Genomic DNA, 15073 nt, shown 5'->3' on the forward strand with positions numbered 1-15073 from the left:
GAGCCCGGCGGGCGGCCGCGCCGACGCGCGGGGCGTGCGGGCGCAGCCTGTGGCGCGGAATCTTCGTCAATGTCCACGACCTGGATGCGGTCGATGGGCGGGTCCGCCAGTAGGCTGTCGGGCAGGGGCATGCTGTATTTTTTACGGGAATTGATGCACGCATCATATATTTCCCGCGCGCGCTTCGCGCATTTGCCGCGCGCCGTGAAGTGCTGAAGGCGCAGCGCAGGCGCTGGCGTTTTAGCCGCTAAAAAACGGCGCTGCAGTGGCCTGGCCCCGGCGTCAATGCAGCAGCTGCTCTTTCGCGGGTTCGACGCGCAGATGCAGCACGGTGAAATACAGCGTCACATCGCCTTGCTGGTCGATGAAGGTGCCCAGCGCGCGCTGCAGGCGGCCCGCGATGCACAGGCACTCCATCGCCTCGGGACGCCCGCCCTGGATGCGCGCCGTGGTCAGCAAGGCCAGCTGGTGCTCGCGGCCGAATTCATGCACCACCTCGAGCGCCTGGCCGTGCTGGCGTGGAATGGCCTCGTTGGCCCAGCTCCACAGGAAGCTGCCTTCGCTGTCGCTGCTGGTGCCCACCAGGCACACCGTTGCCAGCACCGGACCGAGCGCTCCCTCGAAGGTCAAGGTCGCGCTGTCCAGGTCCCAGTGGTATTTGGGCGCGCCTTCGAGGCCGAAGTCGTGCTGCCATTTTGCATTGCCGGCCACCATGGCTTCGACGGCCGCGCGGCTCCAGGCGTTCCAGTCGGTGGGTTGTTGCGCTGTACTCATTCCAGATCCATTCATTTTTCCTGGGCGCCATTGTCATTCAAGACGAGGTGGGCGCGTTCCGGCCGGGCGCGGCATTGCCTGTCAGGCCTTGTGGAGATGCGAAAATAAGGGTTTCCACTGAATGACTCGCGTGCAGGTCTTGCCATGTCCATTTTCGAGCCCATTGTCCTGATCCTGCTGGCACTCGCCGGGCTCAGCATGTTCGCCGGCAACTACACCGTGGCGGCCGCCATGGTGGTGCTGATCGTCATCCGCATCTCGCCGCTTGCGCTGTACTTTCCCTGGCTGCAGAAGCATGGACTCAACATCGGCATCTTCTTGTTGATGATTGCAGTGATGGTGCCTATCGCCAGCGGCAAGATTCCGGCGCTGGAGCTGCTCAAGTCATTCACGCACTGGAAATCGGGCGCGGCCATCGTGGTCGGCATCTTTGTTGCCTGGCTGGGCGGGCGCGGCGTGACGCTGATGGCGGCCCAGCCCGGCGTGGTCGCCGGGCTCATGGTCGGAACCATCCTGGGCGTGGCGTTCTTCCGCGGCGTGCCGGTCGGGCCGCTGATCGCCGCCGGACTGCTGTCGCTGCTGATCGGCAGGTCGTGAGGCTCCAAGGGATATCTCCGAGTGCCGGCGGCGGCCGAACTCCGATACTGTGGTCATGAATAACCGCCTACTGCGCCGCAGCGCGCTCGCCCTGTCGCTGGCCTTGCCGGTCGGCGCCGCGCTGGCCGATGCCAACCCGCTGACCGCCGAGCGCTGGAAGACGCGGCCCGTGGTGCTGGTCGTTGCGCAGGACGGCGACGCGCTGCTGGCCAAGGTGCGCGCAGCGCTGGCGCAAACCCGCGCGCGCGAAGCGTTTCGCGAGCGGGATATGGTGCTTTACACGGTGGTCGCCGGAGCAGGTCGGCGCAACGATGAGGCGCTGGGGACGGCGCAGACCGCGGCCTTGCTCAAGGCGCTGCAGCTGGATGCGCACGGGCCGTCGACTTTCGTGCTGGTCGGCATGGATGGCGGCGTGAAGCTGCGCGCCGGCACCGCTGTGGACCTGCAGGAAGTGTTTGCCGAAATCGACCGCATGCCCATGCGCCAGGCGCGTTGAAGCTTCAGTGCGGGCCGGGCTCCTGGGCGCCGTCCAGGCCCAGCTCGGCGGCGGCGAACTTGATTTCTGCCATCTGGTAGTCCTGCACCGTGTGGCGCGACGAGACCTGGCGCTGCTGCGGTCCGGGAATCAGCAGCCAGGCGCTGGCGGTTTCGTCCTGGGGGTGGGGCATGGCGAACATCAGGAACTCGCAGTCTATGCCCCAGACGTCATCGACCTGCATCTCGCGGCACTGCGATGGCACGTGCAAAAAGCTCACGCGGTCGCCGACGGCGCGCAGGAAATCCTCGTCCTGGGCTTGCTCGGCGTCGGGTGCGCCCTGTATCGGGTCGATGGAACGGATCAGCACCGTGCTGCTGAAGGCGCCGTGCTCCCATTCCTCGGCTTGGCGCTGGAACATCAACGTGGCCTGGCCCGTGAACGCGAAGCCGGATTCGTCGTCGCCGTATTTGAAGTCCCTGGCCGCGGCCACTGCCTGCGCATAGCCTTCGTCGTCAATGCCTACAAAGCGCAGGTCCTCGGTGATGCTGGTCATGTTTTCATCCAAAAAATAAGCCCTATCCAACGACAGGGCTGCAGCGCCCGATTATCGGTCAGCGCGCAAGCCTGGTGCTGGCGTCAGGTCGGCCGCCAGTCGGCGAGGCATTGCGTGGCCAGGCGGCGCGCGTAGGCCGCATCGACGTCGGCGCAGGCGCCCATCAGCAGGCGGTAGACGATGGGCGCGGCGACGCGGTCCACCACATATTCGACCGACGGCGCCGGCTCGCCGCGCGCAACGGCACGCTCCACCATGTCGGTGATCTGTCCCGCGGTGAACACCAGGCAGGGCGCGACGCCCTCGATTCTGTAGCCGCCGCAGATCACGTCGCGCACCAGCGCCAGGCCGGGCTCGGAGGCCATTTCCTCGACGAACTGCTCCGACCAGGCCAGCAGATCGGCGCGGAAACTGCCGGTGTCGGGCGGGCCGCTCTCGGGGCGCAGGCGCTGCGCCGCGACATCCGACAGCAGCGCGGGCAGGTCGCCCCACCTTCTATAGATGGTCGAGGGCGTCACGCCCGCACGCGCGGCGATCATGGGCACGGTCAGCGCGCCGCGGCCCACTTCTTCCAGGAGCTCGCGCGCGGCATCGTGCACGGCGGATTGCACGCGCGCGCTGCGGCCGCCGCTGCGGGTTGCGGTCTTTGTCGTCATGCTGCAAATTTTAAAGCAAATAAATTGCGTTAACAGAGGGTGTAGCCGCATAATCGCAAAAGCTCAATATTTGCTTTAAGGAACCGCCATGGCGCTCCCTCTGACCCTGCGCTCCGCCTTGCGCCTCCAGGCCTCGCTGGTGCTCGCGTTCATGGCCGCGTCCAGCGTGCCGTCACCGCTGTATGCGATCTACCGCGCCGAATGGGGCTTCTCGCCGGCCACGCTGACGGCGGTGTTCGCGGTCTATGTGTTCAGTCTGCTGCTCGCGCTGCTGACGCTGGCCCCGCTGTCGGACCACCTGGGCCGCCGTCCCGTGGTGCTGGGCGCGATCGCGCTGGAACTGCTGTCCATTGCGCTGTTTCTGGGCGCCGATTCGGTCGGCATGCTGATCGCCGCCCGGCTGGTCCAGGGCGCGGCGACCGGCGTGGCGCTGAGCGTGCTCGGTGCCGGCATCGCCGATCTGGACCCGCGGCGCGCGCCGCTGATCAACAGCACCGCGCCGCTGCTGGGAATGTGCGCCGGCGCGCTGGCCAGCAGCCTGCTCGCCACCTATGCGCCCGCGCCGCTGCGGCTGGTCTATCTGCTGCTGTTCCTGGTGCTGCTGGCCCAGGCCTGGCTGGCCTGGCGCCTGCCCGAGACCGTGAATGCCAGACCCGGCGTGCTGCGCTCGCTGCGCCCGCGGCTCGCGGTGGCTCCGAACGCGCGCCGCGGCTTTGTGCGGGCCATGCCGCTCGATATCGCGGTCTGGGCGCTGGGCGGCTACATGCTGTCGCTGGGGCCCACGCTGGCCCGCCAGATCACGGGCGGGCAGAGTCCGCTGGTCGGCGGACTGATGCTCGCGGCGTTGACCGGCAGCGGTGCGCTGGGCTCGCTGCTGCTGCGCGCGCGCAGCGCGCGGTCGCTGATGCGGCTGGGATCGGCCGCGCTGGCCGCGGGCATGGGCCTGGTGCTGGCCTCGACGTTCATGCCCTCGGCGGGGCTGTTCTTCTGCGGCATCGTGGTCGCGGGCCTGGGCTTCGGCGTGGGCTTCCTGGGCGCATTGCGCACCGTGATGGCCGATGCGCTGCCCGCGCAACGCGCTTCGCTGATGGCGGCTTTCCTGGTGCTGAGCTACTGCGCTTTCAGCCTGCCCGCGCTGGCCGCGGGCGCGGCGGTCACGCATTTCGGCCTGGTCGCCACCGCGCAAGTCTATGGCGCGCTGGTGATGCTGCTGGCCCTGGTCGCGCTGCTGGGCACGCGCGCGAAGGCCGCGCTGCGCACCGCCGCCTGCCACGGCTGAGCCTGCATGTCCGGCACTATCCATAACAGCCGCTTATGGATAGGCAACAAGGCGCCGCTGACTGGCGCGCGCGCGGCCGCATACAGTGGCGCCCATGACTGCAACCCTCTCGGTGGACACCCACGCCCATGTCTTTCTGCGCCAGATGCCGCTGGCGGCCGCGCGCCGCTATGCGCCCGACTTCGATGCCACGCCCGGCGAGTACCTGGACCTGCTCGACATGCACGCGCACAGCCATGGCGTGCTGGTACAGCCCAGCTTTCTGGGCTGCGACAACAGCTATCTGCTGAGCGTGCTGCGCCAGCATCCGCGGCGCCTGCGCGGCGTGGTGGTGCTCGAGCCCACGGCCACGGAAGCTGAACTCGCCGCGCTGGCCGCCCAGGGCGTGGTGGGCGTGCGGCTGAACCTCGTGGGGCTGCCGCTGCCCGACCTCAGGCAGCCTTCATGGCAGGCCTTTCTGGCGCGCATCCGGGCGCTGGACTGGCATCTGGAACTGCACCGCCGCGCCGCCGATCTTTCTGCGCTGATAACCGCCGCCGCAGCAAGCGGCTGCCGTGTGGTGATAGACCACTTCGGCCGGCCCGACGCCAGCCTGGGCGGCAAGGACCCGGGCTTTGCGGCGCTGCTGCGCCATGCCGATGCGGGACGCGTGTGGGTCAAGCTGTCGGCCGCCTACCGCAATGCCGGGGACCCGCCGCAGGTTGCGGCTGCGGCGGCGCGCGACTGCGCACGCCAGCTGCTCGCGGCCTTCGGCCCGCAGCGCCTGGTATGGGGCAGCGACTGGCCCCATACCCAGCACCAGCATCTGGCCTCCTACGGCGCGAGCCTGGCGGCGCTCGGCGACTGGGTGCCCGATGCCGCCCAGCGCCAGCAGATTCTCGGCGCCACGGCCGCCGAGCTGTTCCGAATTCCGTTCCCATACTAACTAGGAGACAACATGCATCGACGTTCCATGGCCCTGGCCATCGCCGCTCTGGCGCTGGCACCGGGCCTGCAGGCCCAGACCGCCTTTCCCAACAAGCCCGTGCGCCTGATCGTGACCTATCCGCCCGGCGGCACGGTCGACGTGGCGGCGCGCATCCTGGGCACCAAGCTCGCGCAGATCTGGGCCCAGCCGGTGGTGATCGACAACCGCGCGGGCGGCGGCGGCATCATAGGCGCGCAAGCCGTGCTGAGCGCGCCGGCCGATGGCTATACGCTGATGGTCGACGCCTCCAATCATGCGCAGAACCCGGCGCTGAAAAAGCGCATGCCTTTCGACACGCTCAAGTCGTTTGCCGCCGTGTCGCTGCTGGTCAAGGTGCCCAGCGTGCTGGTGGTGAACCCGGCGTTTGCCGCGCAGTCGCCCAAGGACCTGGTCGCCTACAGCCTGGCCCACCCCGGCAGGCTGGACTTCGCCTCGTCAGGCAATGGCTCGGCCCAGCATCTGGCGGCCGAGCTGTTCGCGCTCAGGACCGGCGCCAAGATGACCCATGTCGCCTACCGCGGCGGCGGCCCGGCCATGGTCGACGTGATGGCCGGCAATGTGCCCGTCTTCTTCGCGAGCCTGGCGTCCTCGCTGCCTTTCATCCAGAGCGGCAAGCTGCGGCCCCTGGCCGTGGCCGGCGCCAAGCGCTCGCCCGTGCTGCCCGACACCGCCACCTTCACCGAAACCGGCATATCGGGCGTCGACGTATACGAATGGAACGGCCTGTTTGCGCCCGCGGGCACGCCCGCGGCGCTGGTCGAGAAGATCAGCAAGGACGTGGCCGCAGCGCTCAACGACCGCGAAGTCAAGGCCAGGCTGATGTCGCTGGGGGCCGAGGTCATAGGCTCCAGCCCCAGGGAGCTGGAACAGTTCCGCCGCGCCGAGATCACCCAGTGGACCGCGCTGGGCCAGCGCGCGAACATTGCGCTGGACTAGAGCAGATCGGCGAGCTGGCTGGCGATGGTCGCGCGTCCCGACGCCTGCCACAGCACGCTGAGCTCGAAGTGGGGCAGGCGCTCGCCGTCGCTCAACGGCGCGAAGCGCACGCCCCGGTGCTGCAGCACTTCTGCCGACTGCGGCAGCAGCGAGGCGCCCAGGCCTGCGGCAACGCACGACAGCACCGTGAGCGAACGGTTTGCCTCCTGCACCACGCGCATCGCGAGGCCGGCGCGCGAGAACGCTCCGGCGATGCCCGCGCGCAGCGTGGGCAGCTGGGCCTCGGGAAACCACACCAGCCCCAGCCGTTCGAGGTCGGCCAGCGTGGCCAGGCCATCGCCGGGCAGAGCGTAGCCTGCGGGCAGTACCGCGACCAAAGGGTCGCGCCGCACCAGTTTCTGGCGTACCCGGCCCTGCAAGGCCACGGGCGTGTGCAGCATGGCCAGGTCGATGCGGCCTTCGGCCAGCGCCTGCATCAGATCGGCATTGCCCATTTCGGACAGCACCACCTGGATGCCGGGAAACCGCGCATGCAGCAGCTTGAGCGCGGCCGGCAGCGCGTCGTACACCGCATGCGTGACAAAGCCGATATGCAGCCGCCCGGTCTTGCCGGCCGCGATGGCCTTGGCATTGCGCTCGGCATTCTCGGCCAGCGCCATGCTGGCGCGCACATCGTCGATTACAGCCAGGCCCGTGCTGTTGAGCTGCGCGCCACGGCGCGAACGCTCGAACAGGCGCGCGCCCAGCGCATCTTCCACGCGCCGCAGCGCCTGGCTCAAGGCGGGCTGGGCCACGCCCAGGTGCGCGGCCGCGGCGGTCATGCTGCCCAGGTCGGCGACGGCAAGCAGGTAGCGCATGGTTCGGGTGTCGAAGAGATCGGACATAGGCCGCGAGAATACCCGCAAGCGTGGCCCGACGCATGCGGCCCGGGAGGGCATGGCCGGCCGGCGCGCTCGTCGCATGAATACAACAAAGTGAGTGGCAAAAACCACACTTTGGTCCAATCGCCGGATAATTGATAATGATTCTCAATATTCAAGTCATCCCGCTCCGTGGCCTTGCGCATGCCACGCCCTCGCTGTGCATAGCCTCTACCAAGATCACCATCCCTGGCTGCAAGGCCTTCTTCGCAAGCGCCTGAGCAACCGCGAAGATGCCGCCGACCTCGCACAGGACACCTTCGTGCGCCTGCTGCGTGCGCCGCTGCCGCAGGAGGACATCCGCGACCCGCGGCGCTACCTCGCCACCATCGCCAAGGGCCTGACGGCCGATCTGTTTCGCCGCCGCTCGCTGGAGCGAGACTATCTGGAATACCTCGCCACCTTGCCGCAGGGCCTGGCGCCGTCGGCCGAGGAGCAGCTCAGCGTGCAGCAGACGCTGCTGGAACTCGACCGCCTGCTCGCGGGCCTGCCGCCCAAGGTGCGCGCAGCCTTTGTGCTCGCCCAGTTCGAGGAGCTGAGCTATCCCGAGATCGCCCAGCGCCTGGGCATCTCGCTGCGCACGGTGAGCAACTACCTCACGCGGGCCATGGAACACTGCTGCCTGACGCTGGCATGAAGCCGGCCGACGACGCCGAACGCCAGGCGCTGCACGAAGCCGTGCGCTGGCATGTGCGGCTGCGCGACAGCGCGGCTGCGGCCGACGCGCGCCAGGACTGGGAGCGCTGGCACGGGGCCGATGCGGCGCACCAGCGCGCCTGGCAGCGCGTGCAGGCGGTGCATGCGCAACTGGCTTTTCTGCCGCCCGCGCTGGCGAGCAGGACGCTGGGCAAGCGCAACCACAGCAGCCGGCGCAATGTGCTGCGCGGCCTGGTGCTGGGACTGGGCGCGGGCACCACGGCCTGGATGGCTTTGCATGACCGGCAGGCCACGCACAGCACGGCCACCGGCGAACGCCGCGACGTCATCCTGCCCGACGGCTCGCTGCTCGCGCTGGACAGCGCCAGCGGCGTGGCGCTGGAATTCAACGCCAGCGAGCGCCGCGTGCACCTGCAGCGCGGACGCATCCTGATCGCCACGGCACCCGACGCTGCGGGCCGGCCTTTCAGCGTCCAGACGCCGCAGGGCAGGGTGCTGGCCCTGGGCACGCGCTTCATGGTGCGGCTGGACGACGCGGGCCGCAGCCATGTCCAGGTCGAGGAACACGCGGTGCGCCTGCTGCCTTCGGGCGGCGCGCCGCAGAAGCTGGTCGCCGGCGAGCAGGCCTGGTTCAGCGCGCAGGCGGTGCAGGCGCCGGCGCCGGCCGAACCGTTTGCCGCGAGCTGGCATGAGGGCGGGCTGGTGGCGGTCGACATCGCGCTGGGCGATCTGGTCGCCACGCTGTCGCGCTACCGGCGCGGCTACCTGGGATGCGCGCCCGAAGTCGCACAGCTGAAAGTCTCGGGCGCGTTTCCGCTCGATGACACCGACCGCGCATTGGCCGCGCTGGTCAGCCGCTTTCCCCTGCAACTGCGCAGCCACACGCGCTACTGGGTGCGGATAGAGCCCAGGGATGCGGCTTCCTGAGGCTTTTTTCGGCCTGTAGAAAAAATAAAACCATAGCACCGGATGCAGGCAGCGCATGGGATGGATTGCTTCAACACGGCTGAAATAACTGCTTGCGCGGAAAAAATCCGCGCCCGGCGTTGCAGGATGGGCAGCACTTGTTCGGCATACAAGGAAACCACGCCACTTTTCTGCTGAACCATGCCGCGCCCTCCCATGCCATTGCCCCGAACGTCCGCCTTGCGGCCGTGCCGGCCTGCGGCTGGCGTCGCGGGCCTGGTGCTGTGGCTGCTGCTGGCCGCACCGGTTGCGGCCAGCGCCCAGCCCATGCCGGGCGCGGAGGCGCGCACGCAACTGCACAGTTTTGCGATTGCCGCCGGCCCGCTGACCCACGTCATTGCCCAATACGCCAATCAGGCCGGCGTGGCCCTGACGTTCGATGCGGCCCAGATCGGCGCGCGGCGCTCGCCCGGCCTGCGCGGCGCGTATTCGGTCAGTGACGGTTTCGCGCGGCTGCTCGAAGGCACGCACCTGCAGGCCCAGCGCGAGGCCAGCGGCGTCTATACCTTGCGCGCGCAGCCTGGGCAGACGGGCGGCGCCGGTATGGTGCTGGGCGATGTCACGGTCAGCGCCAGGGCCGAGGTCGGCGCCACCACCGAGCGCTCGGGCAGCTATGCGGCCGGCCCGGTCACGGGCAACATCGGCCCGCAGCGGGTGAGCGACATTCCCCAGCCCGTGACCGTGCTCACGCGCCAATGGCTGGACGATCAGGCGCTGCCCGATCTGCACGCGGTGCTGAAGAACACCACGGGCGTGACCGTCGACTACATCGACAGCGAACGCATCAACTACTACGCGCGTGGCTACCAGATCGACTCGCTGCAGATCGATGGACTGGGCATCAACCAGGTCACTTCGGCCGCGACTTTCATCCAGCCCGACACGGCGATGCTCGACCGCGTCGAAGTGCTGCGCGGGGCCTCGGGCCTGCTGCGCGGCGCGGGCAATCCTTCGGCCGTGGTCAACATGGTGCGCAAGCGCCCGACGCCGCAATGGCAGGGATCGGCGGCGCTGACGCTGGGCTCGTGGGACCGCCAGCGGCTCGAAGCCGACCTGTCGGGCCCGGTCAACGCCGCGGGCACGCTGCGCGCCCGGCTGGTGGCACTGAGCGATGAAAAGGCCGCGTTCCAGACCGCGCGCCACGAGGACCGCAAAAGCATCTATGCGGTGATCGAGGCCGACCTCGCACCCGCCACCCGGCTCACCGCCAGCCTGCAGCACACTGCGCTGGGCGCGACCGGCGCCTGGGGCGGACTGCCCGCGGCGCCGGACGGCAGCCAGCTCGGCCTGGCACGCAACACCTATCTCGGAACGCCCTGGAACGCCTGGAACCGCAGCAACCGCCAGGTCTTTGTCGAGCTGGACCACGGCCTGGACAACGGCTGGAAGCTCAAGGCCCAGGCCGCGCGCACCTACTTCCGCTCCGACGGCTTCAAGCAGACTTCATTCACCAGCGCCAGCGCCACGAATCCCTATCTCGCCGACGTCAACACCTCGATCTACGACGGCGAAGCCAGCAGCCAGGGCGCGCTGAGCCTGCAGGCCACAGGCCCGTTCGCGCTTCTGGGCCGCACACACGAACTGGCGCTGGGCCTGGACCTGCAGCGCGTGCGCGCCATCGGCACTTCCGGCTATTGGGATGTGAGCCCGCTCTACGGCGTGGACATCCGCAGCTGGAACCCCTACACCAGCTACCCCGAGCCCGTCTACAGCGCAGGCAATGGCAACGCCTATTCGGCCCCGACCTCGCATGTGCACCAGCATGGCGGCTTCGCGCGCGCGCGCCTGTCGCTGAGCGATGCGCTCACGGCGGTGGTCGGCGCGCGCCTGAGCTGGTGGGACTACCACGAGCCGGCGACGCCGGGCAGCGGCTACGGCGTGCGCCACGAGCTCACGCCCTATGCCGGACTGATCCATGAACTGTCGGATCACATCAGCGCCTACGCGAGCTACAGCAAGATCTTCAGTTCGCAGAACAAGAAGCAGGCGGACGGCAGCCTGCTGGCGCCCATCCGCGGCCAGGACCTCGAAGCCGGCCTCAAGGGCGATTTTCTCGACGGCCGGCTGCAGGCCACGCTGTCGGCGTTCCATATCCAGTACGTGGGCGGCGCCATGGAGGACATGGCCTCGCCCATGCCCTGCCTGCCGTACTACCTCGCCGGCCGCTGCTATCTGGCCGGCGGCAAGAGCCGCAGCCGCGGCTGGGAAGTCGAGCTGTCGGGCGAACCCGCCGCGGGCTGGCAGCTCATGGCGAGCTACACCAATACCCGCAGCCGTTACCTGCGCGCTGCCGAGGCCGCGCTGGTCGGCCAGCCGCTGCGCCCGGCCGATCCCCAGCATGCCTTGCGCCTGTTCACCACCCACAGGCTCGCCGGGCCCTGGCCGGGCTGGACCCTGGGAGCCGGCCTGCGCCTGCAAAGCCGCAGCTACGCCAGCGTCGCCGATGCCACCACCCGCCAGGGTGGTTATGCGCTTTTTGACGCACTGGTCGCGTACCGCATCAATTCCACCCTGTCGCTGCAGCTCAACGCCAACAACCTGTTCGACAAGGTCTATTACGCCAAGTTCTCGCCCAACAGCAGGTACTTCAACAACTACTACGGCGATCCGCGCAACCTCACGCTGACGCTGCGCGCGAACTTCTGACATCCGCCAGCCGCTGCATTTTCCCTTTCCATAACCTGTGACGTGAATGTGATGAAAAATCGTTCTTACTCCGATTCCCCACGCTTTGCCGCCAAACCGCTTGCGCGCCTGATGGCGCAGTGCCTGGGCACGGGCCTGGCCATGGCCTCGCTGGGCGCGCTCGCCCAGACCGCCTCCAAGCCGCTGCAGGAAGTGGTGGTCAGCGACCAGGCCGCGGCCATAGGCGGGCTGCAGAAAACCTATTCGGGCGGCCAGCTGGCGCGCGGCGGCGACCTGGGCATCCTGGGCCGCACCGACCTGATGGACGTGCCGTTCAGCACCACCAACTACACTTCGGCGCTGATCGAGAACCAGCAGGCGCTCAACATCTCCGACGTGGTGATGAGCGACGCTTCGGTGCGCACGCTGCAGGCGCGCGGCGGCTATGGCGAAGACTTCCAGATCCGCGGCTTTGCCGTGGGCATGCGCGATGTGTCGCTCAACGGCCTCTATGGCCTCGTGCCCTCCACGCGCGTGCCGCTGGAAATGATAGAGCGCGTCGAAGTGCTCAAGGGCCCGGGCTCGCTGACCAACGGCGTGGGCCCCAGCGGCAGCGTCGGCGGCAACATCAACCTGGTGACCAAGCGCGCCGGCGACGAGCCGCTGACGCGCGTCACCGGCACCTATATGGGCCAGGCCCAGTTCGGCACCCACCTCGACGTGGGCCGGCGCTTCGGCACTGACAACCAATGGGGCGTGCGCGCCAACGGCGTGTGGCGCAATGGCGAAGGCAACATCGACGGCGGCCGCCAGCGCCTGGGCCTGGGCTCGCTGGGCCTGGACTTCGCGGGCGACAAGCTGCGCTGGTCGCTGGACGCGCTGGCCACCGACGGCAAGACCACGGAGTTCCGCCCGCAGATCGGCTTTCGCAGCGGCATCACCAGCGTGCCCGCCGTGCCCGATGCGCGCCTGAACTTCTACCCCGGCACCGAGCTGACCGACAAGGCCAGGACCGTGATCTCGCGCCTCGAGTACGACATCAACGACAGCACCACGGTCTACGGCGGCGTCGGCTACACCGACTCCAAGACCTTCCAGCATTTCCCCGGCGCCTGGGGCACCGAGCCCGATTCGCAGGGCAACTTCAGCGTCTCCAACGGCCTCTACGACGAATACAACAAGACCACGTCGGCCGATGCCGGCCTGCGCACGCGCTTGAGGACCGGCAGCGTGGGCCACACGCTGGTGCTGTCGGCCAACCACATGGCGCGCGAGACCGGCTACTTCTACACCGGCACCGCCATGTCCAACCCGTCCAACCTCTACCATCCCGCGCCGCTGCCGGTGCTCACCGGCGCGCGCCTGGCGCCAAGCAAGACCGCCGATCTGACGCAGCAAAGCGTGGCGATTGCCGACACCATGGCGTTTGCCAACGACCGCGTGCTGCTGACGCTGGGCCTGCGCGACCAGACTATCCATCAAAAGAGCGTCAACGGTTCCACCGCCTACAAGGCCAGCGCCGTGACGCCGCTCGCCGGCCTGGTGTTCAAGGCCACGCGCGACACCTCGCTCTACACCAACTACACCGCCGGCCTCAGGGCCGGTGAGATTGCCGGCGTGGGCACGATCAACGAGGGCGAGGTGTTCGCGCCGCAGAAGACCCGGCAGATCGAAGTCGGCGTGAAGAAGGACTGGGGCATGCTGATGACCCAGGCCGCGCTGTTCCAGATCAAGCAGCCGTCGAGCGTGACCGAGAACCGCGTGTTCAGCTTCGGCGGCGAACAGCGCAACCGCGGCCTGGAACTGACCACCTACGGCGAGCTGCAGCGCGGCCTGCGGCTGATGGCCAGCGCGGCCTTCCTCGATGCCAAGCTGACGCGCACCAACGGCGGCGCCAACCAGGGCAACGATGCCAACGGCGTGCCCAAGCGCACCTTCAACGTGGGCCTGGACTGGGACACGCCCTGGGTCGCGGGCCTGAGCCTCAACGGCCGCGTGATCCACACCTCGGCCATGTACTTCGATCCGGCCAACCAGCTGCGCATGCCCAACTGGACCCGCATGGACATCGGTGCGCGCTACCGCACCAAGGTCAGCAACCAGCCCGTGGTGCTGCGCGCGAGCCTGGAAAACATCGCCGACAAGGCGTACTGGGTGACCAGCACCAACCCCAGCTATGTGACGGTGGGCGCGCCGCGCACGCTGATGCTGTCGGCACAGATCGACTTCTGATCTGTTGAGCCCGCAGGGCGGCGCCAGGGCCTTGCGACCTGGGCGCTGCCTTTGACATTTCATCCAAAGCAACGAAGCCAATGCAAAGCCACACCATCAAGATCTGGGCCTGGGTGCACAAATGGAGCAGCCTCATCTGCACCATTTTCATGCTGCTGCTGTGCCTGACCGGCCTGCCGCTGATCTTTCACCATGAGATCGGCCATCTGCTGGGCACCGAAGTCGAAGCCCCGGCCATGCCCAAGGACACGCCGCATGCGAGCCTGGACAAGGTGCTGGAGCTGGCGCGCGCCCAGCATCCGGATCGCATCGTGCAGTTCGTGTCCAAATCCGACGAGACCGACGACATCTGGTACGTCACCATGACGCACACGCCGGCGAACACCGACGACTTCCGCACGGTGATCGTCGATGCGCGCAGCACCGAACTGCTGGCGCCGCAGCTGCGCTTCGACGAAGGCTTCATGTGGGTCATGTTCAAGCTGCATGTGGATCTGTTCGCCGGCCTGCCGGGCAAGCTGTTCCTGGGCTTCATGGGCCTGCTGCTGCTGGTGGCCATCGTCAGCGGCGTGGTGCTCTACGCGCCGTTCATGCGCAAGCTCGATTTCGGCACCGTGCGCCGCGACCGCACGGCGCGCGTGAAATGGCTGGACCTGCACAACCTGCTGGGCATAGTGACCCTGGTCTGGCTGTTCGTCGTCGGCGCCACGGGCATGATCAATACCTGGGCCGATCTGGTGATCAAGTATTGGCAGCACGACCAGCTCAGCAGCGTGCTCGCCCCCTACCAGGGCCAGCCCACCGTGGCTGCCGCCGAGCGCGCGCCCGTGCAGCAGTCGCTGGACGCGGCGCTGCGCCAGGTGCCCGGCTCCAAGCTGTCGTTCATTGCCTTCCCCGGCACCAGCTACTCCAGTCCGCACCACAACACCGTGTTCCTGCGCGGCGACGAGCCGCTGACTTCCAAGCTGCTGCACCCGGTGCTGGTCGATGCCAAGACTTCGGCCGTGACGGCCGCGCCGCAGATTCCCTGGTATCTCACGGCGCTGCTGGTCTCGCAGCCGCTGCACTTCGGCGACTACGGCGGGCGCGCGATGCAGATCATCTGGGCGCTGCTGGACATCGCCAGCATCTTCGTGCTGGGCACGGGTCTGTACCTGTGGCGCAGAAAAGGCCGCACGGCCGCCAAGCCGGCGGCCCTCATCACTTCCCCTCAGGAGGCCACACCATGACCGCGAAGCGCGCGAAGAAACGCTTTCTTGCCCTCTGGGGCTGGCCGATGGTGCTGGGCGTGCTGACCGGCATAGGCCTGGTCTGCGCGCTGTTCAGCGACGGTGGATTCGGCGATCTGCTGTCGGGCATCTGCCTGGGCAGCGTCACCGCCGTGGGGCTGTGGTTCAGCCTGGTGCGCTCGCGCTGAGCTTGCGGGGCGCGGC

General features: G+C 68.2%; 15 protein-coding genes. 11 read left to right on the forward strand and 4 right to left on the reverse strand.

Features of this window, described 5'->3' with window-relative positions; translation table 11 throughout:
- Nucleotides 1-282: 282 nt before the first annotated feature.
- On the reverse strand, nucleotides 283-774 hold the full coding sequence (locus RR928_RS21255) for a DUF6882 domain-containing protein (RefSeq protein WP_332535546.1): 492 nt from the start codon (nucleotides 772-774) through the stop codon (nucleotides 283-285).
- A 144-nt stretch (nucleotides 775-918) separates the two neighbouring features.
- Between RR928_RS21255 and RR928_RS21260 the strand changes: the two genes are divergently transcribed.
- The gene (locus RR928_RS21260; protein ID WP_332549521.1) at nucleotides 919-1371 is read left to right on the forward strand and encodes a DUF441 domain-containing protein; all 453 of its coding nucleotides are present in this window, start codon (nucleotides 919-921) and stop codon (nucleotides 1369-1371) included.
- A 55-nt stretch (nucleotides 1372-1426) separates the two neighbouring features.
- Nucleotides 1427-1867 carry a DUF4174 domain-containing protein gene (locus RR928_RS21265; RefSeq protein ID WP_332535550.1) on the forward strand — a complete coding sequence of 147 codons (441 nt, stop codon included), beginning with the start codon at nucleotides 1427-1429 and terminating at the stop codon, nucleotides 1865-1867.
- Nucleotides 1868-1871: 4 nt separating this feature from the next.
- Here the strand turns inward: RR928_RS21265 and RR928_RS21270 are convergent, their stop codons facing one another.
- Nucleotides 1872-2402: a hypothetical protein gene (locus tag RR928_RS21270; RefSeq protein ID WP_332535551.1), complete on the reverse strand. Its 531-nt coding sequence runs from the start codon at nucleotides 2400-2402 to the stop codon at nucleotides 1872-1874.
- An 83-nt stretch (nucleotides 2403-2485) separates the two neighbouring features.
- Complete coding sequence (locus RR928_RS21275; protein WP_332684154.1) at nucleotides 2486-3058, reverse strand: TetR/AcrR family transcriptional regulator; 573 nt, start codon at nucleotides 3056-3058, stop codon at nucleotides 2486-2488.
- An 88-nt stretch (nucleotides 3059-3146) separates the two neighbouring features.
- Here RR928_RS21275 and RR928_RS21280 point away from each other — a divergent pair, with 88 nt between their 5' ends.
- The 3 genes from RR928_RS21280 (at nucleotide 3147) to RR928_RS21290 (ending at nucleotide 6240) form a co-directional block, all read left to right on the forward strand.
- Nucleotides 3147-4337 carry an MFS transporter gene (locus tag RR928_RS21280; RefSeq protein ID WP_332535553.1) on the forward strand — a complete coding sequence of 397 codons (1191 nt, stop codon included), beginning with the start codon at nucleotides 3147-3149 and terminating at the stop codon, nucleotides 4335-4337.
- 94 nt (nucleotides 4338-4431) lie between these two features.
- Complete coding sequence (locus tag RR928_RS21285; protein WP_332535555.1) at nucleotides 4432-5262, forward strand: amidohydrolase family protein; 831 nt, start codon at nucleotides 4432-4434, stop codon at nucleotides 5260-5262.
- 12 nt (nucleotides 5263-5274) lie between these two features.
- On the forward strand, nucleotides 5275-6240 hold the full coding sequence (locus RR928_RS21290) for a tripartite tricarboxylate transporter substrate binding protein (RefSeq protein ID WP_332535557.1): 966 nt from the start codon (nucleotides 5275-5277) through the stop codon (nucleotides 6238-6240).
- Here the strand turns inward: RR928_RS21290 and RR928_RS21295 are convergent.
- Nucleotides 6237-7097 (reverse strand): LysR family transcriptional regulator, encoded by an 861-nt coding sequence (locus RR928_RS21295; RefSeq protein WP_332684157.1) that lies wholly within the window; start codon nucleotides 7095-7097, stop codon nucleotides 6237-6239. The genes RR928_RS21290 and RR928_RS21295 overlap by 4 nt on opposite strands.
- A gap of 223 nt (nucleotides 7098-7320) precedes the next feature.
- Here RR928_RS21295 and RR928_RS21300 point away from each other — a divergent pair, with 223 nt between their 5' ends.
- From RR928_RS21300 to RR928_RS21325, 6 genes are all read left to right on the forward strand, one after another.
- Nucleotides 7321-7797: a sigma-70 family RNA polymerase sigma factor gene (locus RR928_RS21300; RefSeq protein WP_332535561.1), complete on the forward strand. Its 477-nt coding sequence runs from the start codon at nucleotides 7321-7323 to the stop codon at nucleotides 7795-7797.
- A complete protein-coding gene (locus RR928_RS21305) occupies nucleotides 7794-8744 on the forward strand; it encodes a FecR domain-containing protein (protein ID WP_332549516.1) in 951 nt (316 codons plus the stop codon). The genes RR928_RS21300 and RR928_RS21305 overlap by 4 nt, the downstream gene beginning before the upstream one ends.
- 195 nt (nucleotides 8745-8939) lie before the next feature.
- Entirely contained in the window at nucleotides 8940-11429 is a 2490-nt protein-coding gene (locus RR928_RS21310) for a TonB-dependent siderophore receptor (RefSeq protein ID WP_332684160.1), read from the forward strand.
- A gap of 51 nt (nucleotides 11430-11480) precedes the next feature.
- Nucleotides 11481-13640: a TonB-dependent receptor gene (locus tag RR928_RS21315; protein WP_332684162.1), complete on the forward strand. Its 2160-nt coding sequence runs from the start codon at nucleotides 11481-11483 to the stop codon at nucleotides 13638-13640.
- 80 nt (nucleotides 13641-13720) lie between these two features.
- Entirely contained in the window at nucleotides 13721-14869 is a 1149-nt protein-coding gene (locus RR928_RS21320; protein ID WP_332535567.1) for a PepSY-associated TM helix domain-containing protein, read from the forward strand.
- Nucleotides 14866-15057, forward strand: a complete 192-nt coding sequence (locus RR928_RS21325) for a hypothetical protein (protein ID WP_332535569.1) — start codon at nucleotides 14866-14868, stop codon at nucleotides 15055-15057. The genes RR928_RS21320 and RR928_RS21325 overlap by 4 nt, the downstream gene beginning before the upstream one ends.
- Nucleotides 15058-15073: the final 16 nt, after the last annotated feature.

Source organism: Comamonas sp., from assembly GCF_036666375.1.
Lineage (GTDB): Bacteria > Pseudomonadota > Gammaproteobacteria > Burkholderiales > Burkholderiaceae_C > Comamonas.